Source organism: Xanthomonas theicola, assembly GCF_014236795.1.
In the GTDB taxonomy this organism is placed as follows: Bacteria; Pseudomonadota; Gammaproteobacteria; order Xanthomonadales; family Xanthomonadaceae; genus Xanthomonas_A; species Xanthomonas_A theicola.
The window spans coordinates 3,622,910-3,649,006 of the sequence record NZ_CP049017.1 but is presented as its reverse complement, the minus strand read 5'-3'; the positions used below and the strand labels follow the sequence as shown (position 1 = coordinate 3,649,006).

Sequence of the window (26,097 nt, the reverse complement as noted above, 5' to 3'; positions counted from 1 at the left end):
CTTATCTCCGCCGCGCATGCAACGCGCACCCTCGAGGGGTGCGTTTTTTTGCACCCCGCAGATGCACGAAACACCTGCGCCCGTATCGTTTCGCACCGTATTGACACGCGGTCAGCCATCCTCCGGCGATGCTGGCTACCAAGCGAATCGCCATGTCGGATACCTGCTTCCACGCCGCCGCCAGTCCTGCGACCGCGCAACCCGCGGCGGCGACGCGCCGCCGCGGCCGTCCTCGTTGCCCGTGGCGATGGGTCAGTTGGAAGCGCAGTTGGGCATGCTGCTGGTCGCCTGCCACGACGATGTCGGTTTCTGGCCAGCATTCGCCAAGCTGATGCACGGCCTGGACGACGGGTTGACCGTCGCCGAGCGCGTGCGCCTGCGCAGCCATGCCGACTTCCTGCTGGTCCAGGCCGGGATGTCATCGTGGACCCTGATCGGCGCGGCAAGCGTTGCGGCGTCCAGCACGACCGCGGTTCCGGCGCGCTGACCCGATCCGCGTCGTCCGGGGTCCTATCCACGGGCGGCTTGCAGCCGCCCGTTTCTTTGTCCGCAACCATTTAAGATAGAGCTATTCAAATGGCGCGTGGCGTGGCGGGGAGTCGTTCCAAGCCTGAATAGTTTATCTGAGGCGGCGGTGGATCGGCGAGAATGCCGCTCCTTCGATGTCGCTTCTGCTGCAATCTTCCACGGCTAGCTATGCAGATCACCGCCAAAAATGACGCCTGGGACCGCTGGCGCTTGCCGCTGCTGGCGTTGGCTGTCGTCTTGATCGTGATCCTGCCTTCGCTGCTGCTGCGGCAGATCAGCGCCAGCACCCTGCGCGCGGCCGACTGGGTCAGCCACAGCCAGGAGGTCACGGCAACGCTGCGCAGGCTGGAAGCGAGCCTGCGCGACATGGAATCGGCAGCGATGGCGATGTCGCACGGGACCGAATCGCCGATCCTGCATACCCGCTTCCGCGAGTCGCGCGCCGCGATCGCACCGACCATCGCGCGCCTGATCGAGCTGACTGGCGACAACCCCGGCCAGCAAGTGCGCATCGGTCGCCTGCAGAGCACGCTGGAGCGCCGCGGCCTGCTGGCCACGCGCATTGCGAAGAACCGCGACCCGCAGCAGATCCGCGCGCTGATCCAGGAGATGACCGCGGACAACCCGATCCGCGGCCTGGTCGCCGAACTGCAGCGGCGCGAGGACGTGCTGCTGGCCGAGCGCACCGCCGATGCCGGCAAGCGGCGCCTGTTGGCGTCCACGATCAGTTGGGTCTCGCTGGCGGTGCAACTGCTGCTGCTGGGCCTGGTGATCTGGCTGCTGCAACGGCAGACCGGCCGGCGCCTGGACGCCGAGCGGCACATGCTGCGCGCCAACGCGCGCGCCGCCGCGGTGCTGCAGACGGTGCGCGAGCCGATCGTGTTGCTCGACGGCGCGCAGCGCATGATGATGCACAACGCCGCCTTCGGCGAGCTGTACGGGCTGGACCCGGCGCACGCGCCGAAGATGCTGGCCGATGTCGGCGACGGCGCCTGGCAGGATCCCATCGTCCGCCAGCGCCTTGCCGACGTGTTGTTGCGCGGGCGCGAACTGTGGGACTTCGAACACGAGCAGGTCGGCGCCGACGGCGTCGTCCGCACCATGCTGCTGAACGCGCGGCGCATGCCGTTGCCGGACAGCGAAGACGAAGTGGTGCTGATGACGGTCAGCGACATCAGCCTGCAGAAGGCCTCGCGGCAGCGCATCCAGGAACTGAACCGGCAGCTCGAAGGCAAGGTGGAGCTGGTCTCGGAAGTCAACCGCGAGCTGGAGGCCTTCAGCTATTCGGTCTCGCACGATCTGCGCGCGCCGCTGCGCCACGTCGCCGGCTTCGCCGACAAGCTGGCACGCCACCTCGGCGACGCCGCCGACGAGAAGAGCCGGCACTACCTGGAAGTGATCGCCACTTCCGCGCGGCGCATGGCCTCGCTGATCGACGACCTGCTGGTCTATTCGCGCCTGGGCCGCAGCGCGCTGCGCCTGCAGGCGGTGGACATGCAGTCGCTGGTGGCGGAGGCGCGCTCGGTGCTGGAAGCCAATTTCTACTCCGACCATGCCGGCAGCGGCCAGCGCATCGAATGGAACATCGCCCCGCTGCCGATCCTGGTCGCCGACGAGAACATGATGCGCCAGCTGTGGATGAACCTGCTCGGCAACGCGGTCAAGTACAGCGTCAGGCGCGAAGTGCTGACCATCGAGGTGGACTACCAACTGCAGCCCGACGGCAGCCACCACTTCAGCGTGCGCGACAACGGCGCCGGTTTCGACATGACTTATGCAGCCAAGCTGTTCGGCGTGTTCCAGCGCCTGCACAAGGCCAGCGAATACACCGGGACCGGCATCGGCCTGGCCAGCGTGCGCCGCGTGCTGACCCGCCACGGCGGCCACGTCTGGGCCGACGCGGCGCCGGACCAGGGCGCGACCTTCCATTTCGTGTTACCGCCCGCGCTCGAAGCGCCCACCACCGAGTTGATCGCATGACCGCCATCCGCACCATCCTGCTTGCCGAAGACAGCCCCGCCGATGCCGAAATGGCGGTCGATGCGCTGCGCGACGCGCGCCTCGCCAATCCCATCGTCCATGTCGAGGACGGGGTCGAAGCGATGGATTACCTGCTGCGCCGCGGCGCCTACGCCGACCGCGAGGAAGGCCTGCCGGCGGTGTTGCTGCTCGACATCAAGATGCCGCGCATGGACGGGCTCGAGGTGCTGAAGCTGGTGCGCAGCGACGAATCGCTCAAGCGGCTGCCGGTGGTGATCCTGTCCTCCTCGCGCGAGGAAAGCGACCTGGCGCGGAGTTGGGATCTGGGGGTCAACGCCTATGTGGTCAAGCCGGTGGACGTGGACCAGTTCTTCACCGCGGTGAAGACCCTGGGCACGTTCTGGGCGCTGATCAATCAGGCGCCGGACAAAGAGTAAGCGCGCATGCCCACGACCGGCACCAAGCTTGGACCGATCCGGATCCTGATGGTCGAGGATTCGCCGGAGGATGCCGAACTGCTGTCCGACCAGTTGCTGGATGCCGGACTGGAGGCGACCTTCCGCCGGGTGGAAAGCGAGCCCACCCTGCGCGAGGCGCTGGGCGAGTTCGCGCCGGATATCGTGCTGTCGGACCTGAGCATGCCGGGCTTCTCCGGGCACGAGGCGTTGCGGGTGCTGCGCGAGCACGGCAGCGCGATCCCCTTCATCTTCGTCTCCGGCACCATCGGCGAGGAGACCGCGGTGGAGGCGCTGCGCGACGGCGCCAACGACTACATCATCAAGCACAACCCGACCCGGCTGCCGTCGGCGGTGACACGCGCGATCCGCGAGGCGCGCAGCGAGCGCGAGCGGCAGCGGGTGGAAGGCGAGCTGATGCGTGCGCAGCGACTGGAGAGCCTGGCGATGCTGGCCGCCGGGCTGAGCCACGACCTGCGCAACATCCTGCAGCCGCTGCTGATCGTGCCGGAGCTGATGGTCGGGCGCAGCGACGATCCGCAGCTGCGGCACCTGGCGGACGTCATCGCCGAGTGCGGCCGGCGCGGTCACGAGATGGCCGAATCGATGCTGTCGTTCGTGCGCGGCTCGCGCACGCCCAGCGAGCGGGTCTTGATCGCCGGCCTGTTCCAGGCGGTGCAGATGCTGCTCAAGAGCAGCCTGCCCGAGCGGGTCGGCTTGCGCGTGGAGGTGGTCGACGCCGAGCTGTCGATCGAGGCCAACTACACCGAGTTGCAGCAATGCCTGCTCAACCTCGGCCTGAACGCGATCCAGGCGATGCCCGGTGGCGGCACGCTGGATTTCTCGGCGACGCCGGCGATCGGCGCCGACGGCAGCGAACAGGTGCGGATCCTGGTCCGCGACACCGGCGTGGGCATGGACGCGGACACTCAGGCGCACCTGTTCAGCCCGTTCTTCACCACCAAGCCCGACGGCACCGGCCTGGGCCTGATCTCGTGCAAGCGCGTCGTCGAAAGCTACGGCGGCAGCATCGGCGTGGACAGCACTCCGGGCGTGGGCACCTGCTTCGAACTGCTGATCCCGCTGCGAGGCCACGCACCCTCGGCCGAGCCGGAACTGGGGATCCCGATGGGCGACGGCCAGCGCGTGTTGCTGGTCGACGGCGAGGCCACGCGCCTGTCGCTGCTCGGCAACGCCTTGTCCAGCCAGGGTTACCGGCCGCAGCTGGCCTCCGACGGCGCCGCGGCGCTGCGCGATGTGCGCGAGCATGGCATGCCGGACCTGGTGATCGTGGACAGCGACATCATCCTGCTGTCGGCGGTGAGCCTGCTGCTGGCCCTGCAGGACCTGGACTACCGCGGCCCGGCGATCGTGCTCGAGGATGCCGGCACCGCGCTGCAGCGCGATCACTTCCCGCGCGACATCGCCGTGCACGTGCTGCGCAAGCCGCTGGAGATGCAGCGCGTGTTCCGCGCGGTGGCGCATGCGTTGGAGAGCGGCTGAGGTGGGGCTGGCGCAGTTCCCGTCAGGACGCTGGCGGCCCATTACGTCGTTTGAGCCATGTTAAATGTCAACCTGTCTTATTGATTCCTGATTATCCCTGACTTTCAGTAATGGAAATTGCTCGCCGCATGCAGAAGTGGCTCCGGGCAGGGCTTGCAGCGCAACACGGCGATGGCCAATGGCGGCAGCAACTCGCGCAGCCGGAACCGTCGGTTGAAGCGGTCGGCGGCCTCGGCCAGGTAGCGCCGGGCATACTGGGCCTGCCGGATCGGGTGATAGACCCCGCGGATCGCGCTTGAGATTGGCCAGCACCACGTCGACCCAACGCGCCCCGGGCGCTTCGGTGGCCGCAGGCCCCCCGGCCTGCAGCGTGGTGTGGGTATGCCCGGCCTCTTCGAGCCGGCCGAAACACGCCAGGCCATCGCTGTAGAGTTCGCACTCCGGCGCCAAGCGGCGCGCAATCCAGTCCCTGAGCGAGGCATCGTCCAAGCCGCGTACCGGTTCGATCACCGCAAACATGGGATGCTGGTCAGGCGCGTCGGTCTGCACGGCGATCACCAACGGCGGCCTGTTCTGCGATCCGCGCCCGCGCTTGCCGCCGTTGCGTTCACCGCCCAGAGGCATCGTCGATCTGCACGAAACCGGCCAGTTGGCGGCTGTCCTCGCGTTCGACCATGGCCTGCATGATCTTGTGCTTGAGCCGCCAGGCGCTCTTGTGGTGCACGCCCTGAACCGCTCCGGGATTGCACTGCCCCCCAGAAGTTGGACGAACTTCAAGGGGCCAGTTCAAAGTCGGGGCGGTTCAGTCCTGCGCACCGGCATTGCCTGGCAAGCACTCCCGCTGGAGTTGGGCTACGGCAGCGGCATGACCTGCTGGCGGCAATGGCGGCAATGGCGGGATTGGCAGACTGACGGCGTCTGGCATCGCCCGCATCGGGTCCTGTTGGCCGAACTGCGCCGGGCCGACCAGCTGGACCTGAGCCGGGCCAGCTTGGAGGCGACCAGTGTGGCCGCCCCTGGGGGGCGCCTACAGGCCGATCGCGGCAAGCGGCATCTGATCGTCGATCGTAATGGCATTCCTTTGGCATTCTGTGTGACCGGAGCCCATCGGCACGACTCGGTGGCGTTCGAGGGACTGGTCGATGCCTTGCCACCGATCGCTGGCAAGGCCGGGCGTGCACGGCGTTGGCCAGGCAAGTGGCATGCCGACACGGCCGATGACATCGACTGCCGCCGCAGCCATCCCAAGCAACGCGGCATCACCGCGCGCATCGCGCGCAAGGGCATCGCGCACAACGACCGGCTGGGACGCCAGCGCTGGGTGCTCGAGCGCATTCATGCCTGGTTCGCCGCAATGGGCAAGCGACGCATTCGCTTCGAGCGGGGGATCGATATCCATCTTGCAGGGATGCCGCTTGCTTGCTCCATCATTGCCTGCGGCTTCTTCCAGAGTTTTGTTGGCCGCTCTTATTCTTGAAATGCTCCAGGTTTTGCGTTGGCCTTACATGGATATCGATTGCCAATCGCCGGTGCCGTCGCGCGGCGCGGCGGTTCAGCTGGGCGCGGCCAGGTCGTCGAGCATCGCGCGCAGGAAGCGCGCCGCCTCGCCGCCGGTGCAGGCGCGGTGGTCGAAGCTCAGCGACAGCGGCAGCAGCTTGTGCGTCTCCACGCCGCCCAGCACCGGCACCAACTGGTGGCGGGCGCGGCCGGCGGCGACGATGGCCACGCACGGCGGTACCACGATCGGGGTGGCGTAGCGGCCGGCGAACATGCCGAAGTTGGACAGCGAGATGGTGTGGCCGCTCAGCTCCGAGGCGGCGATGCTGCGCGCTTCCACCTGCTGGCGCAGGCGGTTGATGCCTTCGCGGATGCCGCGCGGGTCGAGCATGTCGGCATTGCGCAGCGCCGGTACGAACAGCCCGTCGTCGGTGTCCACGGCGATGCCGAGATCGACCTGCGCATGCAGGGTGCGGGTCAGCGTGCCGCCGTCGAACCATGCGTTCAGCGCCGGCACCGCCCGGCAGGCGGCGACGAGCGCGCGCACCAGGCGCACCGTGGTGTCGTTGCCGGGCGTCCAGGCATGCAGGTCGGCATCGTCGTTGAGCGTGGTCAGCACCACCTGGCGCTGCGCCTCGGCCATCACCCTGGCCATGTTGCGGCGCACGCCCTTGAGCGGCTCGGGCTGGCCGTGTGCGACGACGCCGGGCGGCTGCGTGCGCATCGGCTTGCCGGCGGTGGACAATGGCGTGCGCGACGGTGCGGCGGCGGCTGTTGTAGGAGCGGCTTCAGCCGCGACCTGTGGCGGCCGTGGGGTCGCCGCCGATGGCCCGAGGCCACCCTGAGCCGCTCCTGCAGCAACCGAGCCGTCGGCTGCGGCCTGTTTGACGTCGGCCAGGGTCACTGCGCCGTCGCCGCCACTGGCGCTTACCCGTGCCAGGTCCACGCCCAGTTTCCTGGCCAGCGCGCGTACCGCGGGCATCGCGCGGACCCCGCCGACCGAGACCGTGCGCTCGCGGTGCACGGCGTTGGAGCTCTGCATCGCACCGACCACAGTGCCGGCATCGTCGCGTGCGCTCTCGCTCTCGCTTTCGCGATGCGCCACGTCGGCATCGTGCAGTTCGCCGCCGGTGTCGGAAGCGACCACGCGGTCGTTGTCGCCCGACGCCTCGGCGCCGGCGCCCTTGCCGGGATTGGCCGGCGCAGCGCCGCCGTGGTGATGGCCGGTGTCCTGGCCTTCGGCGCGCTGCGGCAGGTCGGGGTCGGGCGCGAACTGCGCCAGCATGCTGCCGGTGACGACGATGTCGCCCGGTGCGCCGGCCAGCTTCAGTACCTTGCCCGAGACCGGCGACGGGACCTCGACCACGGCCTTGGCGGTCTCCATCGACACCAGCGGCTCGTCGAGCCGGATGTTGTCGCCTTCCTTGACGAACCACTCGACGATGGTGGCGTCGGGCAGACCTTCGCCCAGGTCGGGCAGATTGAAGTTCTTGATTTGGCTCATGGGGTCTCTTCCAGCAAGTCCAGGTCGCGCGCCGGCAGCCAGCCTTGCGCGCCATCGGCGCGCTCGGCCCACCACCAGCCGCCGTATTCGTGATGCAGGGTCACGGTGTCGCCCTGCGCGGCATCCAGTTCGCGCGCGTGGTAGGCGCGCAGCGCCACGGCATGGCCGTCGCCGGTTGCGCGCAGCCAAGCCAGCGGCGCCCAGCCGGCGTTGCCGGCCGCGGTGGTGGTCCAGACGAACGCGGGCCATTCCTCGTCGCGCACGCCCAGCACGACCCGTTCGTCGGCGGCGAAGCGGATCGGGTGCGGGTAGGCGGCGCGGTAGTCGCTGAGCAGGCGCGCGCGCATCTCAACCCGCGGCGACGGCGCGCTTGGCCGCCGCGACGATCTTGTCCACACTCGGCAGGTATTTCATCTCCAGCCGGAACAACGGGATATGCGTGTCGTAGCCGGTCACGCGCTGCACCGGCGCCACCAGATCGTACATCGACTGCTCGGCCAGGCGCGCGGCGATCTCGGCGCCGAAGCCGGCGCTGCGCGGGGCTTCCTGCACGATCACGCAGCGACCGGTGCGCGCCACCGATTCGGCGATGGTGTCGAAGTCCAGCGGGCGCAGCGTGGCCACGTCGATGACCTCGGCGCTGATGTCGTCGGCGCCGAGCCTGTCGGCCGCTTCCAGCGCTTCCTTGACCTGCGCGCCCCAGGCGACCAGGGTCACGTCGCTGCCGTCGCGCAGCACGAAGCACACGTCCAGCGGCAGCGCCTCGCCGTCGTCGGCGACGACTTCCTTGTACTGGCGATACAGGCGCTTGGGCTCCATGTAGATCACCGGGTCCAGGTCGCGGATCGCCGCCAGCAGCAGGCCGTAGGCGCGCTGCGGCGAGGACGGCAGCACCACGCGCAGGCCGGGCACGTTGGTGAAGATCGCCTCGTTGGCCTCGCTGTGGTGCTCCGGCGCGCGGATGCCGCCGCCCCACGGCACGCGCAGCACCATGGGGCAGTGCAGGCGGCCGCGGGTGCGGGTGCGCAGGCGCGCGGCGTGGCAGATCAGATGATCGACCATCGGGTAGACGAAGCCGTCGAACTGGGCCTCGGCCACCGGCTTCATGCCCTGCGCGGCCAGGCCGACGCTGAGCCCGGCGATGGTGGTCTCGTCCAGCGGGGTATCCAGCACGCGCTGCGCGCCGAAGCGCTGCTGCAGGCCGGCGGTGGCGCGGAACACGCCGCCGTTGACGCCCACGTCCTCGCCCAGCACCAGCACCGACGGGTCGTGCTGCAGTTCCCAGGCCAGGGCCTGGGTCACCGCTTCGATGAGGGTGATGGGCGTGGCGGTCATCGGGCTGTCTCCGCGCGACGCTGCCGCGCTGTGGGCGCTGCCGGCCGCACGCGCGGCAGCGCTGTCGGTGTCGACAAGGCGGGGGGTGAACTCATCCATGGCGCTGCTCCAGGGCGATGGCCTCGGCGCGCTGCGCCAGCAGGTCCTGCGGCGGGTCGGCGTACAGGTAGTCGAACATCGCCTGCACCGGCTGCACCGGCGTTGCCAGGTAGGCGTCGACCTCGGTGTCGACCAGGCGCGCGCACTCCTGCTTCCAGCCCGCTTCCTCGGCCTCGCTCCACAGCCCCTGCGTGGTCAGCCAGGTGCGCAGACGGGTCAGCGGCTCGCGCTCCCAGGCGCGCTTGACCTCGGCCTCGTCGCGGTAGCGGCGCGCGTCGTCGGCGGTGGTGTGGTCGGACAGGCGGTAGGTCAGGAACTCGATGACCGTGCCGCCCTGGCCGGACAGCGCGCGCGCGCGCGCCTGGCGCATCGCCTCCAGCACCGCGATCAGGTCATTGCCGTCCACCTGCAGGCAATGCAGGCCGCCGGCCAGGCCCTTCTGCGCCAGGGTCTGCGCGCCGGTCTGCGCCGCGCGCGGCACCGAGATTGCCCAGCCGTTGTTGATCACGCACAGGATCAGCGGCAGGGTGTAGGCGCCGGCGGAATTGAGCGCGGCGTAGAAGTCGGTCTTGGAGCTGCCGCCGTCGCCGCAGGTGGCGACGGCGACATGGGCTTCGCCGCGCAGCTCGAACGCCAGCGCCGCGCCGGCGGCGTGCAGGCACTGAGTGGAGATCGGCACGCAGATCGGGAAGTCCCTGGCCGCGTCCGAGTCGCGCAGGAAGTCGCTGCCGCGTTCGTCGCCGCCCCAGTACAGCAGCACCTCGCGTGGGCGCACGCCGCGCATGAACATGGCGCCGTACTCGCGGTAGCTGGGCGCCAGCACGTCGCCGCTGCGCATCGACGCGCCGATGCCGATGTGAGTGGCCTCGTGGCCCAGGCACGAGGCGTAGGTGCCGAGCTTGCCGGTGCGCTGCAGGGCCACCGCCTTGGCGTCGAAGGTGCGTACGTAGAGCATCTGCTTGAACAGCGCCAGCAGCGTCTGCGGGTTGGCCGATTCGGCGGGAAGCGCGTCGCGGACCGGCTGGCCGCTTGCATCCAGGTACTGCAGGTATTCGATTTCGAACTGCGCGGCGATGGGCATGACGGCGGCACTCTCGGCAACAAGTTTCAAATGGTATGAGCGCGCATGTTAAGGAAGCCGTGTGCAAAAGCCGTCCTGCACCGCAGCACGGCATCTTGCTGGATCGCAGCAAGAAAGCGCAGCGTGTTCCGCGCATGCGCCGCCTGGGTTGGCTGCCGCGATTGTTGCGCTGCGGTCGTCGGCTGCGCAACGGCCGCGGATGGGCGATGCGGTAGCTGGCGCCGAATGCGGGTCGGCGGCAGCATTGCCGGACCATCGATGCGCAGCGCTAGGTCGGCCGGCAGGCGCGGCCTGCACCGCCATCGCCGCACTGGCGCCGTTGTTGTCGGGGTTCGGGTCCTCGGTCTGCGAGGCGGTCAGGGTCAGCGTGCGCCCAGCCAGCGCGGCCGGGGCCGGCACTGCGACCTCGAAGCGCGGCGCCGCGCCGGCGATGAACTGCGTCGTGGTGCAGGTGGAGCACGGGTCTGCGCACCCAATTGCGGCGCGGTGCAGTCACGGCCCCGGGCGGCGGTCAGGGCCGGTGCCAGGGCGGCATCCAGGGCGGCGAAGGCGATCGCGGCGAAACGTGCCGCGTCCGGGTCGCCGTTGCCGACCTCGACGCTGTAGCGGATCGTGTCGCCGGCTTGGACTGCGGCCTCGGCGACGTTCACCGCCACGCCCAGGTTGGCGCGCTGCAGCGGCTTGAGCTTGAGCAGCAACCACCGCCGGGTCGTGGTCGGACAGCCGCGCCGACGAATCGGCGTCCTTGCGCGCGATGGCAAGGCGCCGGTCCGATGCTGCCCGAGCTTGGGGTCCAGCCGTTGACTGGGATGTGACAGGCATCGCTGCGGTACCCTTGCCGGCCCGGACCGCCGTACCCCCCATGCCCGTCGAACAGAACCAGCGCCCGCTCGAAGCCGGGATCCATACCGATCTGGAAGGCCGCCTGACCTACGGCGGCTATCTGCGGCTGGACCAGCTGCTGTCGGCGCAGCAGCCGCTGTCCGACCCGCCGCACCACGACGAGCTGCTGTTCATCATCCAGCACCAGACCTCCGAGCTGTGGCTGAAGCTGCTGGCGCACGAGCTGCGCGCGGCGATCGCGCACCTGCAGCGCGACGAGGTCTGGCAGTGCCGCAAGGTGCTGGCGCGCAGCAAGCAGGTGCTGCGCCAGCTCACCGAGCAGTGGTCGGTGCTGGAGACGCTGACCCCGTCCGAGTACATGGGCTTCCGCGATGTGCTCGGCCCGGCCTCCGGCTTCCAGTCGCTGCAGTACCGCACCATCGAGTTCCTGCTCGGCAACAAGAACGCGCAGATGTTGCGCGTGTTCGGCCACGACCCGCAGGGCCAGGCGACGCTGCAGGCGGTGCTGCAGGCGCCTAGCCTGTACGAGGAATTCCTGCGCTACCTGGCGCGCTTCGGCCATGCCGTGCCCGAACAGTACCGAGTGCGCGACTGGCGCCAGCCGCACGTGAGCGACCCGCTGCTGCGGCCGGTGTTCGAGCGCGTCTACGAGAACACCGACAGTTACTGGCGCGAGTACTCCCTGTGCGAGGACCTGGTGGACCTGGAGACGCAGTTCCAGTTGTGGCGCTTCCGCCACATGCGCACGGTGATGCGGGTGATCGGCTTCAAGCGCGGCACCGGCGGCTCCAGCGGCGTGGGCTTCCTGCAGCAGGCGCTGGCGCTGACCTTCTTCCCGGAGCTGTTCGAGGTGCGCACCTCGGTGGGGCTGGAAAGACGGGACTCGGGACCCGATGGCACGCCGCAGGCGTCGTAGCGCGCGCTTGGGTGTCGGTTTCAAGCGGCCGGCTCAGGTCGAGAAACGCCTACGAGTCCCGGGTCCCGGGTCCCGACCCAATTTGACGCCACCGTCACCTCTCTGTGATGCTCGCCTGCCGCCCGGCCCCGCCGCCGCGTCGCCCAGCCCATACTGACTACGCAAGGGAACATCGCATGAGCGTTGACGACGTCGTGTCGCGCCACCCAGTCTCACCGCCGCAGCCGCCAGTGCAACTGCCCGAATTCAAGACCTTGCTGGGCCATCCACGGCCATTGTGGATGCTGTTCATGACCGAATTCTGGGAGCGCTTCGCGTTCTACGGCATCCGCTGGGCATTGGTGCTGTACATCGTGGCGCAGTTCCATGGCGGCCAGGGTTCGGGCCAGGCCTCGGCCAGCGCCACCTATGGCGCCTATCTGGCGCTGGTCTACGCGGCGGCGATCTTCGGCGGCTACATCGCCGACCGGGTGCTCGGCTACCAGCGTTCGATCCTGGTCGGGGCCGGGGTGATGGCCGCGGGCCTGTTCCTGATCTCGATACCCAACCCGCAGATCTTCGAGCTGGGCCTGGCGACGGTGGTGGTCGGCAACGGCCTGTTCAAGCCCAACATCTCGACCATGGTCGGCAAGCTGTACAGCGTCGCCGATCCGCGCCGCGACAGTGGGTTCACCATCTTCTACATGGGCATCAACCTGGGCGCGATGATTGCGCCGTGGCTGACCCAGCAACTGGCCGAGAAGGTATTCGGCACCGAGGCGATGCCGTCGTACAAGATGGTGTTCATCGCCTCGGGCATCGGCATGCTGATCAGCCTGGTGTGGTTCTGGTTCGGCCGCAGCCAGCTCAAGGGCATCGGCGCGCCGCTGCACGACGGCACCGGCCGCATGCGCGTGGTCTATGTGCTGCTCGGCATGCTGCTTGCGATCCCGGCGGTGTACCTGGCGCTGGCCGCCGGCGCGGAGATCCTGCAATGGATCCTCAGCACGATGTTCGTGATCCTGGCGGCGATGCTGCTGGTGGAGGGCGTGCGCAACGGCAAGGTGGCGCGCGACAAGGTGATCGCGATGCTGATCATCTTCGCCTTCAACGTGCTGTTCTGGATGTTCTTCGAGCAGGCAGGCAGTTCCTTCACCTTCCTCGCCGACGAGATCGTCGATCGCCAGTTCGGCGACTGGACCCTCCCCACCGCCTGGTTCCAGTCGGTGAACTCCCTGGCCATCATCACCCTGGCGCCGATCATCGCCTGGATCTGGGTCGAGGCCGGCCGCTTCAATCCTTCGATCTCGCGCAAGTTCGCGCTGGGCCTAGTGTTCAACGGCCTGGCGTTCCTGTTGCTGATGTTCGCGCTGTCGAGCCTGGTCGACGATGCCGGCAAGATCCCGTTCTGGACCTTGTTCATGGTCTACGTGATCCAGTCGGTCGGCGAGCTGTGCCTGTCGCCGATCGGCCTGTCGATGGTGACCAAGCTGGCGCCGCTGCGTCTGGTCGGCTTCGGCATGGGCGGCTGGTTCCTGTCCACCGGCATCGGCAACAATCTGTCCGGCATCTTCGCCAGCCATGTCAGCGGCGAAAGCGGGATGACGGTATCGTCCGCGCTGAGCGGGTATACCTTCGGTTTCTGGGCGCTGCTCGGTGCCGGAGTCTTGCTGTTCCTGATTGCGCCGTTGATCAGCAAGTTGATGCACGGTGTCAAATGACGTGAGGTGGATCGCAATGTCGAACAAGACGATCAAGACGATAGCAAGCGCGGCGGCGCTGATGCTGGCACTGGGCGGCTGCGGCAAGGCGCCTGCGCCGGACGCCGGACAGGCGCCGGCCAAGCCGCTGGACACCTCGGTGCAGAAGCCGCCGGTGGCCGATCCGAACCAGCCGGTGGCCTCGGGCAACACCCCGGCCGCCGCCGACGTGGCCGCGGTGGCGGCGCTGGGCGCGCAGTTCGACCCGGCCCGCGACCCGGCCAACGACCTGGAAACGGCCGAGGTGGAAGCCAAGCGCGGCGGCAAGCGCATCCTGCTCGACGTGGGCGGCGAGTGGTGCTCGTGGTGCCACATCCTCGATGCCTTCATCGAGGGCGACGCGGAGCTGCGCAGTTTCCGCGACGCCAACTACGTGTGGGTCAAGGTCAACTACAGCGACGACGACAAGAACGAGGCCTTCCTGGCGCAGTACCCCAAGATCGAGTCCTATCCGCACCTGCTGGTGCTGGATGCCAACGGCAAGCTGCTGCACTCGCAGTTCACCGGCGAGCTGGAGAAGGGGGAGGGCTACGACCGCAAGAAGTTCTTCGACTTCCTCAAGCAGTGGGCGCCGCCGAAGACCTGAGCGGAGCGGCGGGCTGTTTGCAGCAGCGGCTGAAGCCGCTCCTACGTGCCTGCGGCGCGCAGTTCGATAGCGCCGCATCTGCGCGCCACGCCCGCCACGCGCGGGCGTGGCGCCTCACTTGCCGGTCATGCTCGGCAGCCCCTCGGCGGCCAGGCGATCGATCAGCCGGTTCAGCACGCGCTGTTCTTCTTCGCTCAACGGCGCAAGCAGGCGGCGCTCGCATTCCAGCACCATCGGCGCGACCACCTGGTAGACCTCTACCCCCGCGTCGGACAGGTGCAGCACCGAGCGACGGCGGTCGTCGCCATGCGTTTCGCGCTGGATGAAGTCGCGCTCCAGCAGCCGCGCCACCGCGCGGCTCACTGCCACCTTGTCCATCGCGGTGCGCTCGGACACCTCGCCGGCGGACAGCCCCGGGTACAGCGCCAGCACCGCCATCACCCGCCACTCGGTCACCGCCATGCCGTAGCGCTCGCCGTAGACGCGGGCGATGTTGCTGCTGATCCGGTTGGACAGCACGCTGATCCGGTAGGGCAGGAACTGCTCCAGGTCGAGCGAGGGCGGCTCGGGGACGCGCGGGGCGGCGGGGGCGATCGACGTCATGCTGCATTGCACCTTGCTTGTGGTTTCATTTGTAACTATAACGGAGGACACGATCGTTCATTCTCGCGAGTCTGGCGTCCGTCCGCATTCGAATGTCGGCCGGCCACCACCCGCATCCTCCAGGAGACGCGCCATGAGCGCACAACCGCAGTATCCGTCCCAGCCGGCCAACCTGGGCATGCAGGTCACCACCTTCGAGAACCCGATGGGCATCGACGGCTTCGAATTCGTCGAGTTCGCCGCGCCCGCCGGGCAGGGCGAACGGTTGCACGCGTACTTCCGCAGCATGGGCTTCAGCGCGGTGCTGCGCCACCGCCGCCGCGCGATCACCGTGTACCGGCAGGGCGGGGTCAGTTTCCTGCTCAACGAGGACCCGGACTCCTTCGCCGCCGATTTCGCCGCCGCGCACGGCCCTTGCGCCTGCGGCTTCGCGATCCGCTTCCGGCATCCGGCCGAGGAGGTGTTCGCCAAGGTGCTGGAGAACGGCGGCGAGGCCATCGGCGACAAGGCCGACACCCGCGCGGTGCCGGCGCCGGTGGTCAAGGGCATCGGCGACTGCATGCTGTACCTGGTCGACCGCTATGGCGAGAAGGGTTCGGTGTACGCCGAGTTCGAACCGGTGCCCGGCGCCGAACCGCATCCGGCCGGCTTCGGCCTGACCTTCATCGACCACCTGACCCACAACCTGTACTTCGGCAACATGCAGCGCTGGTCGGACTACTACGAGCGCCTGTTCAACTTCCGCGAGATCCGCTACTTCGACATCAGGGGCGCCAAGACCGGTCTGACCTCCAAGGCGATGACCGCGCCGGACGGGGTGGTGCGCATCCCGCTCAACGAGTCCTCCGACCCGAAGAGCCAGATCAACGAGTACCTCGATGCCTACCATGGCGAAGGCATCCAGCACATCGCCTGCTTTACCGACGACATTTACGTGACGGTGGAGCGCATGCGTGCGGCGGGCGTGGAGTTCCTGGACACCCCGGAGGCCTACTTCGAGGTGATCGACCAGCGCATTCCCGACCACGGCGAAGACGTGGCGCGGCTGGCCAGGAACAAGATCCTGATCGACGCCGACACGGAGACCAAGCAGCGCAAGCTGCTGCAGATATTCACCCAGAACTGCATCGGCCCGATCTTCTTCGAGATCATCCAGCGCAAGGGCAACGAAGGCTTCGGCGAAGGCAACTTCCAGGCGCTGTTCGAGAGCATCGAGCGCGACCAGATGAAGCGCGGGGTGCTTTGAGAGCCGGGACCGGGGACAGGGGACTCGGTAAAGCAGTCCCGGCAGTTCATGTCCTTGGGCCTGTCGGCGGCATGCCGCAAGCGTTTCGTTCGTCAAGCTTTTCCCGAGTCCCGACTTCCCGAGCCCAACCATGCACAACGGCACGCTCCACTACCAATCCGGCTTCGGCAACGAATTCGCCAGCGAGGCGGTGGCGGGCACGCTGCCGGTCGGGCAGAACTCGCCGCAGCGCGTGGCCCATGGCCTGTACGCCGAGCAGTTGTCCGGGACCGCGTTCACCGCGCCGCGCGGACTCAACCGGCGCAGTTGGCTGTACCGGATCCGCCCGGCGGCGGTGCACGGCACGTTCGCCGCCTACACGCAGGCCGTCGGCTTCCACAACGACTTCGATGCCGGGCCGGTGTCGCCGGACCAATTGCGCTGGAGTCCGTTACCGCTGCCGCAGGCGCCGCTGGATTTCGTCGATGGCCTGTACGCGATGGCCGGCAACGGCTCGGCCGCGGCGCAGCACGGCGTGGCGGTGCATCTGTACGCCGCCAACGCGTCGATGCAGGGGCGTTTCTTCTACGACGCCGACGCCGAGCTGCTGATCGTGCCGCAACTCGGCCGGCTGCAGCTGTGCACCGAACTGGGCGCGCTCGAGGTCGAACCGCAGGAAATCGCCGTGATCCCGCGCGGCGTGCGGTTCCGCGTCGCGCTGCCCGACGGCCAGGCGCGCGGCTACGTGTGCGAGAACTTCGGCGCGCTGCTGCGGCTGCCCGACCTGGGGCCGATCGGCGCCAACGGCCTGGCCAATCCGCGCGATTTCCTCACTCCGGTGGCCGCCTTCGAGGAGGACGAGGGCGCGTTCGAACTGATCGCCAAGTTCCAGGGCCACCTGTGGCGCGCGCCGATCGCGCATTCGCCGCTGGACGTGGTCGCCTGGCACGGCAACTACGCGCCGTACAAGTACGACCTGCGCCGCTTCAACACGATCGGCTCGATCAGCTTCGACCATCCCGATCCGAGCATCTTCACCGTGCTCACCGCGCCCAGCGACACGCCGGGGACCGCCAACCTGGATTTCGCGATCTTCCCGCCGCGCTGGCTGGTGGCGCAGCACACGTTCCGGCCGCCGTGGTTCCACCGCAACCTGGCCAGCGAGTTCATGGGACTGGTGCACGGCGTCTACGACGCCAAGGCCGAAGGCTTCGCGTCGGGCGGCGCCTCGCTGCACAACTGCATGAGTGGACATGGCCCGGACGCAGCCACGTTCGACAAGGCCTCGCAGGCGGACCTGTCGCGGCCGGACGTCATCGCCGACACGATGGCTTTCATGTTCGAGACCCGCGCGGTGCTGCGCCCGACCGCGCAGGCGCTGTCAGCGCCGCATCGCCAACGCGACTACCAGCAGTGCTGGCAGGGCCTGCCTCGCCACTTCCGCGCGCCCTGAGCGCGCGCCGCGCTCAGGCGGCGGCCAGCGCCGCGTGCAACGGCGCCGGCAGCACTTCCAGCACGCGCTCGCGGATGCGCTGCGCGTAGCGCTGGGAGGTCATTTCCGGCATCGCGCGCAGCGCGTGCGCGATCGCCTGCAGCGTGGCGGCCTCCTCGCGCGCGTCGCGCAGTCGTTGCTGCAGCAGGCGCGAGGCCGGGTGGCGCTGCAGTTGCAGCAGGTCGAGCAGGTACATGCGCGCGTTGAGCAGGGCGCGGCGCGGATCCGGCGGCGCTGCATCCGCGCGGCCATCGTCGAGATAGCCCAGTTGCAGCAGCGTCTGCACGATCGCCGCGGCATTGCTGCCGCCCAGTGCGGCCAGTTCGTCGGCGCTGCGCCGGCCGTCGGCCAGGATCAACACGCGCCGGTGGCGCATGTCCAGTGGTGCGGCGTGGGATTGCAGCGCGGCGAGGGCGAGGGCGGTCTTGCGCGGCGGCATGGCAATGGTTCCGGAAGGTGGGCAGTGTCGCCGTCGGCGATGAAACACCGATGACAGGCGCTGCGTGCGGCCGGTGGCGCTGTCGGCCTGCGGCGCGCGCCAGCCTATGCGCTGCTCTCTTGCGCTGCTGTTTCGAGGACCTGCGATGAAGCCGACCCTGCCCGTTGTTGCCTCGCTGCTGCTCGCACTGGCTGCCTGCGACACGTCGCCGGCGCCGGCGGGCGACCACGCCCTGCCGCCGCCGGCGCTGGACCAGCTCGATACCGACGTGCCGCCGGCGCAGGCCCTGGCGGCGGCGCTGCCGCCGTAGATGGCGCCGGCCGACCGTCAGCTGGCGCGCGAGGACGGCTATGGCGACCTGCGCCTGGGCATGTGCGCGGCCTGGGGCGGCGCGCTCGACGGCGAGCCGGGCGCGGCCGGCGGCTGCTATTCCCTGACGCCGCGCTGGGCCAAGGGCGGCACCGGCATCGGCCTGATGTTCGAAGCCGACCGGCGGGTGCGCTACGACGTGCGCACCGCCAGCGAGACCGCGCCGGGCGGCGGCAAGGTCGGCATGGCGCTGGCGCAACTGCGCACGCTGTATGCCGGACGCGTGCAGGAGCAGCCGCACGAGTACGTCGGAGGCGACAAGGTCCTGCGCATCGGCGGTAATGCCGCCCAGTCCGGCGTGCTGGTGTTCAAGATCGACGCCGTCGGCAGGGCCAGCGTCTGGCGCGTCGGCCTGCCGCCGCAGGTGGACTACGTCGAGGGCTGCGGCTAGCGCCGTTGCTTTCAGGGGCGTGGCCGCGAAGAACCTCACAGGTGCAGTTAGCGAACGCGTCGGGACTGAAGTCCTTCCCACAGTGTCCGCGCCAGTCCGCCATGCTCCCTGTAGAGCGGTTTCAACCGCGGCAGTTGCAGCGGCGAGTTGGCAGGCTTCGTCAGTTGTCGGCGCTGAAGCCCCTCCTACAGTGCAACCCGCCGGTCGGCCATGCTCCCTGCAGGAGTGGTTTCAACCGCGACAGACGCCGCGCCGCGCTGGTGCGCGTCGGCAGCCCTCGAGTCCGAAGCTCCCGCTGCAGTGCACTCAGCCCCCCACCGCCATATCCCTTCCATGCCGTCGCCACGATGACGGCCGCATCATCCGCGCTGCGCATAGAATCGCGCATCGTAAAAGAGGAAGTGGACGATGGCGAGCGCGATCGGCTTGGTGCTGGTGGGACTGCTGTTGCTGGCATTGGGCGGCGACTCGATCGTGAAGGCGGCCTCGGGCCTGGCGCAACGTTGCGGCGTCTCGCCGTTCGTGGCCGGCCTGCTGCTGGTGGCCTTCGGCACTTCGCTGCCGGAACTGGCGGTCAATGCGCGCGCCTACGCGATCGGGGCGCAGGACCTGGCGCTGGGCAACGCGATCGGCAGCAACCTGGCCAACCTTGGCCTCACCCTGGCGCTGGCCGCGCTGGCGGCGCCGCTGCTGGTGCGCACGCGGATGCTGGCGCCGCTGCTGGTGCTGCTGGCGCTGGCGACGCTGGCGCTGATCGGCTTCGGCCTGGACGGGGCGATCTCGCGGCTGGAAGGCGGGCTGCTGTTGCTGGGCTTCGTCGGCGTGCTGGCGTTCCTGCTGCGCCGTGCGCGCAGCGAAGACGCCGCGCGCCAACTCGGCCTGTCCGGCTATGCGGTGACCCGCACCGCGCTCGGCCTGAACCTGCTGCGGCTGCTGATCGCGGTCGTGCTGCTGTACGCCGGCGCCAAGCTGGTGGTCGATGCCGCGCCGCGGCTCGGCGCCGCTTGGGGCCTGTCGCCGCTGCTGGTCGGCCTGTTGCCGGTCGCGATCGGCACCGCGTTGCCGGAGGCGGCCGCCGCGATCGCCGCCGCGCGTCGCGGACAGGGCGACATGGTGGTCGGCCACGTGCTCGGCTCGAGCCTGTTCAACCTGCTGGTGGTGATCGGCGGGATGGCGGCGTTGCGGCCGCTGCCGCTGCCGGCCTCGTTCGTGCGCCTGGAACTGCCGGCGGCGATCGCGTTCAGCGTGGTGCTGTATCCGATGCTGCGCGGCGACATGCGCATCAGCCGCGGCGAAGGCGCGGTGCTGCTGGCCGCGTTTCTGGCTTGGGTCGGGTTGGAAGTGGTGCTGGTGGGGTGAGGCGGGCCCGGGACCCGGGACTGGGGACTCGGAAAAGCGGGGGCCAGCTCGCGGCCGGAGTCGTTGATTCGATGATGTCACTTGTGCGAGCGACTTCAGTCGCGACGGGCGGTACCGGTAAAAGCTGTCGCGACTGAAGTCGCTCCCACAACATTGCGGTGACCGTAATCCTCAGCGCTCGTCCTGCGTCGGCGGCGGCGGCCCTTCCTTGTCGGCATGATCGTTGCTGGGCACTTGCGGCCGCTGTTCCATCATCAGCGACAGCGCGGCCTTGGCCATCATGTGCGCACTGATCGGCGCGGTGATGAACAGGAATGCGGTGATCAGCAGTTCGCGTGGTTGCGGGTCCTGGCCCAGGAACAGGTGGTAGCCGACCGAGGCCAGCAGCACGCAGCCCACGCCCAGCGTGCCGGCCTTGGTCGGCGCGTGCAGGCGCTTGAAGAAGTCGGACAGCTTCACCAGCCCCAGCGCGCCGACCAGGATGAAGCAGCAGCCGATGATCAGCAGCAGCGACAGCGCCACCTGCAGCAGCCCGATCATTCGACGATGTTCCGGCGCAGCACGTACTTGCTCAGCACCACGGTGCTGCCGAAGCCGAGCATGGCGATGACCAGCGCCGCCTCGAAGTACACCGGCGAGTTCAGGTGCATGCCGAACAGCATCAGCTCGGCGATCGCGGTCACCGACAGTGTGTCCAGCGCCAGGATGCGGTCCGGCACCGTCGGCCCGCGCAGCAGTCGCCACAGCGCCAGCAGCATCGCCAACGCCACCACGTGCATGCACACGGCGATGCTGCCCTCGATGAACAGGTGTCCCGTCATGGAAAGATCTCCATCAGCGGCGCTTCGTAGCGCGTTTTGATCTGCCGGATCACGGTCTCGGCATCGTCCAGGTGCAGTACGTGCACCAGCAAATGCTTGCGGTCATCCGACAGCGCCGCCGACACCGTGCCCGGGGTCAGCGTGATCATGCTGGTCAGCGCGGCGATGCCGTGGATGTTGGCGATGTCCAGCGGCACCCAGACGAAACCGGGGTGGATCCTGGATTCCGGGCCCAGCACCTGCAGCGCCACCACCACGTTGGAACGCACGATGTCCCAGGCGACCACGCACAGCATCTTCGGCACCGAGCGCAGCGAGCCGATGCGCGCGAACTCGCGGTCCAGGCGCGCGGCGAACAGCGGCACCGCCACTCCCAGCAGCGTGCCCAGCAGCAGCGGGCCCAGGCCGAAGCTGTCGCTCATCAGCAGCCAGAACACGGCGACGGTGACGCTCAACGGCCACGAGGGGAACAGGCGGCGCAACCGGGGACGGCGCATCTCAGGGCTCCCGCAGGACCGGCGCGGCGGCGCGCAGTTGGGCAACATAATCGGCCGGGCGCAGCAACTGCGCGGCCGCCGATTCGGTATAGCGCAGCATCGGCCCGGCGGCGACGGTCATCGCCATGCCATAGCCGAGCAGCAGCAGCGTCGCTGCGGTCTCCAGCGGCCGCGCCGGCGCCTTGTGCGGCCGCGCCTGCCGCGGTTGCGCGCCCTCGTCGTGCAGGGCCTGCTGGTCGCCCGGCACGCGCCAGAACAGGCGCACGCCGGCGCGGGCCAGGCCCATGATCACCATCAGGCTGCTGAGCAGCACCGCCGCCCAGATCGGCGCCACGTCGGCCGCTGGCGTGGCGCTGAGGATCGCGACCTTGGCCAGGAACCCAGACAGCGGCGGCAGCCCGGCCACCGAGACCGCCGCGATCAGGAACAGCACGCCGGGGACGGTCTTGCCCGGCAGCGGCGCGATCACTTCCTTGCGGTCGCTGGCGTCGCCGCGGCGGCGCCGGATCAGGTCGGCGATCAGGAACAGCGCCGCGGCGACGAAGCTGCTGTGCGCCAGGTAGTAAAGGCCGGCGCCGAGCGTGCCCGGCGCGTCCAGGGCGAAGGCGACGAACAGCGTCGCCGCCGACACGATCACCAGGTAGCCGACCAGCACCCGCAGGCGTACCGCCGCCAGTACCCCGAGCGCGGCCAGCAGCAGCGTGCCGATGCCCAGCCACAGCAGCCAGTCGCGGCCGTAGCCGTCCAGCGCCTGCGTCTGGCTGCCCAGGATCAGCGTGCTCACCCGCAGCACCGCGTACAGCCCGACCTTGGTCATCACCACGAACAGCGCCGCCACCGGCGCCGGCGCGCGCGCGTAGGTTTCCGGCAGCCACAGGTACAGCGGCAGCAGCGCGGCCTTGGCGCAGAACACCAGCAGCAACAGGCCGAACGCGGCCTTGATCAGGCGCAGGTTCTCCGCCGGCGCCTGCGCGATGCGCTGCGACAGCTCGGCCATGTTCAACGAACCGAGCAGCGCGTACAGCAGGCCGAGCGCGATCAGGAACAGGGTGGAGGCGGTGACGTTGAACACCACGTAATGGAAGCCCACGCGCAGGCGCAGGCCGCGCCCGCCGCTGAGCAGCAGGCCGTAGGAGGCGACCAGCATCACCTCGAAGAACACGAACAGGTTGAACACGTCGCCGGTCAGGAACGCGCCGTTGAGGCCGACCAGCTGGAACTGGAACAACGCGTGGAAGTGCGGCGCGCGCCGGTCCCAGCCGGCGCAGGCGTGCAGCAGGCAGGCCGCGGCGAGCAGGGTGGTGGTCAGCAGCATCCACGCCGATAGGCGGTCGGCCATCAGCGCGATGCCCAGCCGCGACGGCCAATCGCCGAGCAGGTACACCTGCACATGGCCGTCGCCGGCGCGCACGAACAGCGCGATCACCGCTGCGGCCAGCGCCGCCATCGCGGTCCAGGCCACGGCGCGACGCACGTGGCGCCCGTAGCGGCGGTGCTCGACGAACAGGGACAGCGCCGCGCCCAGCAGCGGGATCAGGATCGGCAGGATGACCAGGTGGTTCATAGCGCGCTGTCGCCGTCGCGATCGACGCGCGCATCGACGTGGTCGCTGCGGTTGTCGCCGCGGCTGCGCATCGCCAGCACCACGCTGACCGCGGTCAGCGCGAAGGCGATCACGATCGCGGTCAGCACCAGCGCCTGCGGCAGCGGATCGGTATGCTCGGCCAGGGTGGCGGCGACGCCGTCGCGCAACACCGGCGCCTTGCCCTGCACCGGCCGCCCGCCGGCGAAGATCAGCAGGTTGGTGGCATAGGACAGCACGGTCATGCCCAGGATCACGTCGAAGCTGCGCGCACGCAGCAGCAGGTACGCGCCGACCGCGGTCAGCACGCCGATCGCGCTCGCCAGGGCCAGTTCCATCAGCGCATCTCCCCGGTGCGTGCGGAGCGCTGCGCCGGGTCGATCTCGCCGCGCTGGGACTCGCGCGTGCGCGAGGGTTTGATCGTGCCCATCATCGACAGGGTCAGCATGGTGCCGCCGAACACGACCAGGTACACGCCGGTATCGAAACCCAGCGCGCTGGCCAGCGCGATGTCGCCGATCAGCGGGACGTAGAGGTCGTAGTGGCCGCTGGTCAGGAACGGCGCCCCGAACAGCATCGAGGCCATGCCGCTGAGCGCGGCCAGCGACAGGCCCAGGCCGATGCAGCGGATGTAGTCGAAGCCGAAGCGCGATTCCACCGAGGCCGCGCCCTGGATCACGTACTGGATCAGCAGCGGCACCGCCAGCACCAGGCCGGCGATGAAGCCGCCGCCGGGCGCGTTGTGCCCGCGCAGGAACAGGAAGATCGACACGGTCAGGGTGAGCGGGAACATCAGCTGCGCCAGGTCGGCCGGCACCGGCAACTTGATCGGCGGCCCCGGCATCACCTTCTCCGGCGCCATCCGCGCGCGCCGCAGCAGCGCATGCACCACCAGCGCGGCGATGCCGAACACGGTGATCTCGCCGAACGTGTCGAAGCCGCGGAAATCGACCAGGATCACGTTGACCACGTTGCGCCCGTAGGCTTCCGGCAGCGCGCGCTGCAGCAGTTCGCCGGCCATCGTCGACGCCGGCCGGGTCATCACCGAGTACGCCAGCATGGCCATGCCGGCGCCGGCGGCGACCGCCAGCATCGCATCGCGCGCCTTGCGCCAGCGCTGCGGCTCGACCGGCGAGGCCTTGGGCAGGTAGTTCATCGCCAGCAGCATCAGCAGCAGCGTGACCATCTCCACCAGCAGCTGGGTCAGCGCCAGGTCCGGCGCCGACAGAAACACGAACACCAGGCTCACGCCCAGGCCGCTGCCGCCGATCACCAGGATCGCCAGCAGGCGCTCCCGGTACAGCAACAGCGTGGCCAGCGCGCAGCCGACGATCAGCAGCCACAGCGCCCAGCCCAGCAACGGCATCGGCTGCGGCGCCGGCCACTGGCTCCACGGCGGCGGCGCGGCGACCAACGGCGCCGCCGCCACGACCACCGCGCTCAACAGCAGCCAGCGCAGGCTGCGCTGCAGGCTGCCGTTGGTCAGCAGCCGGGTGAAGCGCGCGGCGACGCCGAACAAGGCATCCACCTGCCAGTGGAACGCGCGCTTGCCCAGCGAGCGGCGCACCTCGGTGTACAGCGCGGTCAGGCGGCGCAGGCCGAAGTACAGCGCCACGCCGCCGAGCATGCCGGCGATGCTCATCGCCAGCGGCGCGTTCCAGCCGTGCCACACCGCCAAGCTGTAGTCGGGCAGCGCGTCGCCGAGGATCGCGCCGGCCGCCGCGTGCAGCACCGGCGCCACGGTCAGCGCCGGAAAGATGCCGACCGCCACGCACGCCAGCACCAGCACTTCCACCGGGATCTTCATCCAGCGCGGCGGCTCGTGCGGCAGCCCGTCCAGTTGCCGCGGCCCCTCGCCGAAGAAGGTCTCGTAGACGAAGCGCAGGCTGTAGGCGACGGCGAACACGCCGGCCAGCAACGCCGCCGTGGCGGTGAACACGCGCATCGCCACCGGGCCGTCGGCGCGCAGCGCCTGCGCGAAGAACATCTCCTTGGACAGGAAGCCGTTGAGCAGCGGAATGCCGGCCATCGACAGCGAAGCGGTGATCGCCAGCGCGCTGGTGAACGGCATCCAGCGGCGCAGGTTGCCGAGCCGGCGCATGTCGCGGGTACCGGTCTCGTGGTCGATGATGCCCGCGGCCATGAACAGCGAAGCCTTGAACACCGCGTGGTTGAGGATGTGGAACACCCCGGCCACCACCGCCATCGGCGTGGACAGCCCGAACAGCATGGTGATCAGGCCCAGGTGCGAGATCGTCGAATACGCCAGCAGGCCCTTCAGGTCGTGCTGGAAGATTGCGCACCAGGCGCCGACTAGCAGGGTGACCGCGCCGATGCCGCTGACCGCGTAGAAGAACAGCTCGCTGCCGGCCAGCGCCGGATGCAGCCGCGTCAGCAGGAACACGCCGGCCTTGACCATCGTCGCCGAGTGCAGATAGGCCGACACCGGGGTCGGCGCGGCCATCGCGTGCGGCAGCCAGAAATGGAACGGGAACTGCGCGCTCTTGGTGAAGATGCCGAGCAGGATCAGGCCCAGCGCCCATGGATACAGCGCGCTGGCGCGGATCGCGTCGCCGGCGGCGAGCACCGCATCGAGTTGGTAGCTGCCGACGATGCGACCGATCAGCAGCACCCCGCCGAGCAGCGCCAGGCCGCCGCCGCCGGTGATCACCAGCGCCATGCGCGCGCCGTCGCGCGCATCCTGGCGATGCGACCAGAACCCGATCAACAGGAACGAGCTGATGCTGGTCAGTTCCCAGAACACCATCAGCAACAGCAGGTTGCCGGCGATCACCATACCCAGCATCGCGCCCATGAACAGCAGCAGATAGCCGTAGAAGCGCGCCACGTTCTCGCGCGCGCCGAGGTAATAGTGCGCGTACATCGCCACCAGCGCGCCGATCGCCAGCACCAGCCCGGCGAACATCCACGCCAATCCGTCCAGGCGCAGCGAGAACAGCAGCCCGATCTGCGGCAGCCAGGCGTGGTCGGCGCGGACGATGCCGCCGTCCAGCACGGTCGGGGTCATCATGCCCAGCAGCGCCAGCCCGGCCAGCGGCGCCGCCGCGGCGACCCAGGCCAGCGTGGTGCGCGAACGATGGCGCAGGGCGACCGCGGCCGCCGCCATCAGAAACGGCAACGCCAGCAGGACGTCCAGGAGCCGAATCATGCAGGGAATACGAGCTTCGCGAGCAGAAGCCCGAGTATAACAGGCGCATCCGGGCCCAGGCTTGCGATGGTGGTCCACGCATAC

The 26,097-nt window shown here is 69.2% G+C and carries 25 protein-coding genes and 2 pseudogenes; 13 read left to right on the top strand and 14 right to left on the bottom strand.

Features of this window, described 5'->3' with window-relative positions:
• The first annotated feature begins 274 nt into the window (after window positions 1–274).
• The 4 genes from G4Q83_RS23625 to G4Q83_RS16980 all read left to right on the top strand — a co-directional run bounded on the left by G4Q83_RS23625 (window position 275) and on the right by G4Q83_RS16980 (window position 4,466).
• Window positions 275–487, top strand: a complete 213-nt coding sequence (locus G4Q83_RS23625; protein WP_246432137.1) for a hypothetical protein — start codon at window positions 275–277, stop codon at window positions 485–487.
• Between the two features lie 209 nt (window positions 488–696).
• Window positions 697–2,508, top strand: a complete 1,812-nt coding sequence (locus G4Q83_RS16990; RefSeq protein WP_128419713.1) for a sensor histidine kinase — start codon at window positions 697–699, stop codon at window positions 2,506–2,508.
• On the top strand, window positions 2,505–2,945 hold the full coding sequence (locus tag G4Q83_RS16985) for a response regulator (RefSeq protein WP_019797077.1): 441 nt from the start codon (window positions 2,505–2,507) through the stop codon (window positions 2,943–2,945). The genes G4Q83_RS16990 and G4Q83_RS16985 overlap by 4 nt, the downstream gene beginning before the upstream one ends.
• A gap of 6 nt (window positions 2,946–2,951) precedes the next feature.
• A complete protein-coding gene (locus G4Q83_RS16980; RefSeq protein ID WP_128419712.1) occupies window positions 2,952–4,466 on the top strand; it encodes an ATP-binding response regulator in 1,515 nt (504 codons plus the stop codon).
• A gap of 104 nt (window positions 4,467–4,570) precedes the next feature.
• Here G4Q83_RS16980 and G4Q83_RS16975 read toward each other — a convergent pair.
• A pseudogene (locus tag G4Q83_RS16975) lies at window positions 4,571–5,193 on the bottom strand (IS1595 family transposase); the annotation flags it as partial.
• 78 nt (window positions 5,194–5,271) lie between these two features.
• Between G4Q83_RS16975 and G4Q83_RS16970 the strand changes: the two are divergent.
• Window positions 5,272–5,924 (top strand): annotated as a pseudogene (locus G4Q83_RS16970) (IS5 family transposase); the annotation flags it as partial.
• Window positions 5,925–6,018: 94 nt separating this feature from the next.
• Here G4Q83_RS16970 and G4Q83_RS16965 read toward each other — a convergent pair.
• The 5 genes from G4Q83_RS16965 to G4Q83_RS23620 form a co-directional block, all read right to left on the bottom strand.
• Window positions 6,019–7,467, bottom strand: coding sequence for a dihydrolipoamide acetyltransferase family protein (locus G4Q83_RS16965; protein ID WP_128419711.1), 1,449 nt, complete (start codon window positions 7,465–7,467; stop codon window positions 6,019–6,021).
• A complete protein-coding gene (locus G4Q83_RS16960) occupies window positions 7,464–7,814 on the bottom strand; it encodes an SH3 domain-containing protein (RefSeq protein WP_128419710.1) in 351 nt (116 codons plus the stop codon). Before G4Q83_RS16960 ends, G4Q83_RS16965 begins: the two co-directional genes overlap by 4 nt.
• A gap of 1 nt (window position 7,815) precedes the next feature.
• Window positions 7,816–8,802: an alpha-ketoacid dehydrogenase subunit beta gene (locus G4Q83_RS16955; protein WP_386272955.1), complete on the bottom strand. Its 987-nt coding sequence runs from the start codon at window positions 8,800–8,802 to the stop codon at window positions 7,816–7,818.
• 91 nt (window positions 8,803–8,893) lie between these two features.
• On the bottom strand, window positions 8,894–9,982 hold the full coding sequence (gene pdhA, locus G4Q83_RS16950; RefSeq protein ID WP_128419708.1) for a pyruvate dehydrogenase (acetyl-transferring) E1 component subunit alpha: 1,089 nt from the start codon (window positions 9,980–9,982) through the stop codon (window positions 8,894–8,896).
• 362 nt (window positions 9,983–10,344) lie between these two features.
• Window positions 10,345–10,680, bottom strand: coding sequence for a hypothetical protein (locus G4Q83_RS23620; RefSeq protein ID WP_246432136.1), 336 nt, complete (start codon window positions 10,678–10,680; stop codon window positions 10,345–10,347).
• Window positions 10,681–10,844: 164 nt separating this feature from the next.
• Between G4Q83_RS23620 and G4Q83_RS16940 the strand changes: the two genes are divergently transcribed.
• The 3 genes from G4Q83_RS16940 to G4Q83_RS16930 all read left to right on the top strand — a co-directional run bounded on the left by G4Q83_RS16940 (window position 10,845) and on the right by G4Q83_RS16930 (window position 14,066).
• Window positions 10,845–11,741, top strand: coding sequence for a tryptophan 2,3-dioxygenase (locus G4Q83_RS16940; RefSeq protein WP_128419707.1), 897 nt, complete (start codon window positions 10,845–10,847; stop codon window positions 11,739–11,741).
• A gap of 176 nt (window positions 11,742–11,917) precedes the next feature.
• Entirely contained in the window at window positions 11,918–13,441 is a 1,524-nt protein-coding gene (locus G4Q83_RS16935; protein ID WP_128419706.1) for a peptide MFS transporter, read from the top strand.
• A gap of 16 nt (window positions 13,442–13,457) precedes the next feature.
• A complete protein-coding gene (locus G4Q83_RS16930) occupies window positions 13,458–14,066 on the top strand; it encodes a thioredoxin family protein (RefSeq protein ID WP_128419705.1) in 609 nt (202 codons plus the stop codon).
• Window positions 14,067–14,180: 114 nt separating this feature from the next.
• Here the strand turns inward: G4Q83_RS16930 and G4Q83_RS16925 are convergent, their stop codons facing one another.
• Entirely contained in the window at window positions 14,181–14,669 is a 489-nt protein-coding gene (locus tag G4Q83_RS16925) for a MarR family winged helix-turn-helix transcriptional regulator (protein WP_128419704.1), read from the bottom strand.
• 133 nt (window positions 14,670–14,802) lie between these two features.
• Here G4Q83_RS16925 and hppD point away from each other — a divergent pair, with 133 nt between their 5' ends.
• Entirely contained in the window at window positions 14,803–15,915 is a 1,113-nt protein-coding gene (hppD, locus tag G4Q83_RS16920) for a 4-hydroxyphenylpyruvate dioxygenase (RefSeq protein ID WP_386272957.1), read from the top strand.
• A 130-nt stretch (window positions 15,916–16,045) separates the two neighbouring features.
• Window positions 16,046–17,347: a homogentisate 1,2-dioxygenase gene (hmgA, locus tag G4Q83_RS16915; RefSeq protein ID WP_128419703.1), complete on the top strand. Its 1,302-nt coding sequence runs from the start codon at window positions 16,046–16,048 to the stop codon at window positions 17,345–17,347.
• Between the two features lie 13 nt (window positions 17,348–17,360).
• Here the strand turns inward: hmgA and G4Q83_RS16910 are convergent, their stop codons facing one another.
• Window positions 17,361–17,825, bottom strand: coding sequence for a hypothetical protein (locus G4Q83_RS16910; protein WP_128419702.1), 465 nt, complete (start codon window positions 17,823–17,825; stop codon window positions 17,361–17,363).
• 145 nt (window positions 17,826–17,970) lie between these two features.
• Here G4Q83_RS16910 and G4Q83_RS24275 point away from each other — a divergent pair, with 145 nt between their 5' ends.
• The 3 genes from G4Q83_RS24275 (at window position 17,971) to G4Q83_RS16900 (ending at window position 19,944) form a co-directional block, all read left to right on the top strand.
• Window positions 17,971–18,135 carry a hypothetical protein gene (locus G4Q83_RS24275; protein WP_343068357.1) on the top strand — a complete coding sequence of 55 codons (165 nt, stop codon included), beginning with the start codon at window positions 17,971–17,973 and terminating at the stop codon, window positions 18,133–18,135.
• Window positions 18,136–18,585, top strand: a complete 450-nt coding sequence (locus G4Q83_RS16905; protein WP_343068356.1) for a lectin — start codon at window positions 18,136–18,138, stop codon at window positions 18,583–18,585.
• Between the two features lie 408 nt (window positions 18,586–18,993).
• Window positions 18,994–19,944, top strand: a complete 951-nt coding sequence (locus G4Q83_RS16900) for a calcium/sodium antiporter (protein WP_128419701.1) — start codon at window positions 18,994–18,996, stop codon at window positions 19,942–19,944.
• A gap of 171 nt (window positions 19,945–20,115) precedes the next feature.
• Here G4Q83_RS16900 and G4Q83_RS16895 read toward each other — a convergent pair whose 3' ends face one another.
• The 6 genes from G4Q83_RS16895 to G4Q83_RS16870 are packed head-to-tail and all read right to left on the bottom strand — an operon-like array spanning window position 20,116 to window position 26,013.
• Window positions 20,116–20,484: a Na+/H+ antiporter subunit G gene (locus G4Q83_RS16895; RefSeq protein ID WP_128419700.1), complete on the bottom strand. Its 369-nt coding sequence runs from the start codon at window positions 20,482–20,484 to the stop codon at window positions 20,116–20,118.
• Entirely contained in the window at window positions 20,481–20,765 is a 285-nt protein-coding gene (locus tag G4Q83_RS16890) for a K+/H+ antiporter subunit F (protein WP_128419699.1), read from the bottom strand. Before G4Q83_RS16890 ends, G4Q83_RS16895 begins: the two co-directional genes overlap by 4 nt.
• Window positions 20,762–21,262, bottom strand: coding sequence for a Na+/H+ antiporter subunit E (locus tag G4Q83_RS16885; protein WP_128419698.1), 501 nt, complete (start codon window positions 21,260–21,262; stop codon window positions 20,762–20,764). The genes G4Q83_RS16890 and G4Q83_RS16885 overlap by 4 nt, the downstream gene beginning before the upstream one ends.
• 1 nt (window position 21,263) lies before the next feature.
• On the bottom strand, window positions 21,264–22,826 hold the full coding sequence (locus tag G4Q83_RS16880) for a monovalent cation/H+ antiporter subunit D (RefSeq protein WP_128419697.1): 1,563 nt from the start codon (window positions 22,824–22,826) through the stop codon (window positions 21,264–21,266).
• Window positions 22,823–23,182 (bottom strand): Na+/H+ antiporter subunit C, encoded by a 360-nt coding sequence (locus G4Q83_RS16875; protein WP_128419696.1) that lies wholly within the window; start codon window positions 23,180–23,182, stop codon window positions 22,823–22,825. The genes G4Q83_RS16880 and G4Q83_RS16875 overlap by 4 nt, the downstream gene beginning before the upstream one ends.
• Window positions 23,182–26,013, bottom strand: a complete 2,832-nt coding sequence (locus G4Q83_RS16870) for a monovalent cation/H+ antiporter subunit A (RefSeq protein WP_128419695.1) — start codon at window positions 26,011–26,013, stop codon at window positions 23,182–23,184. Before G4Q83_RS16870 ends, G4Q83_RS16875 begins: the two co-directional genes overlap by 1 nt.
• Between the last annotated feature and the right edge of the window lie 84 nt (window positions 26,014–26,097).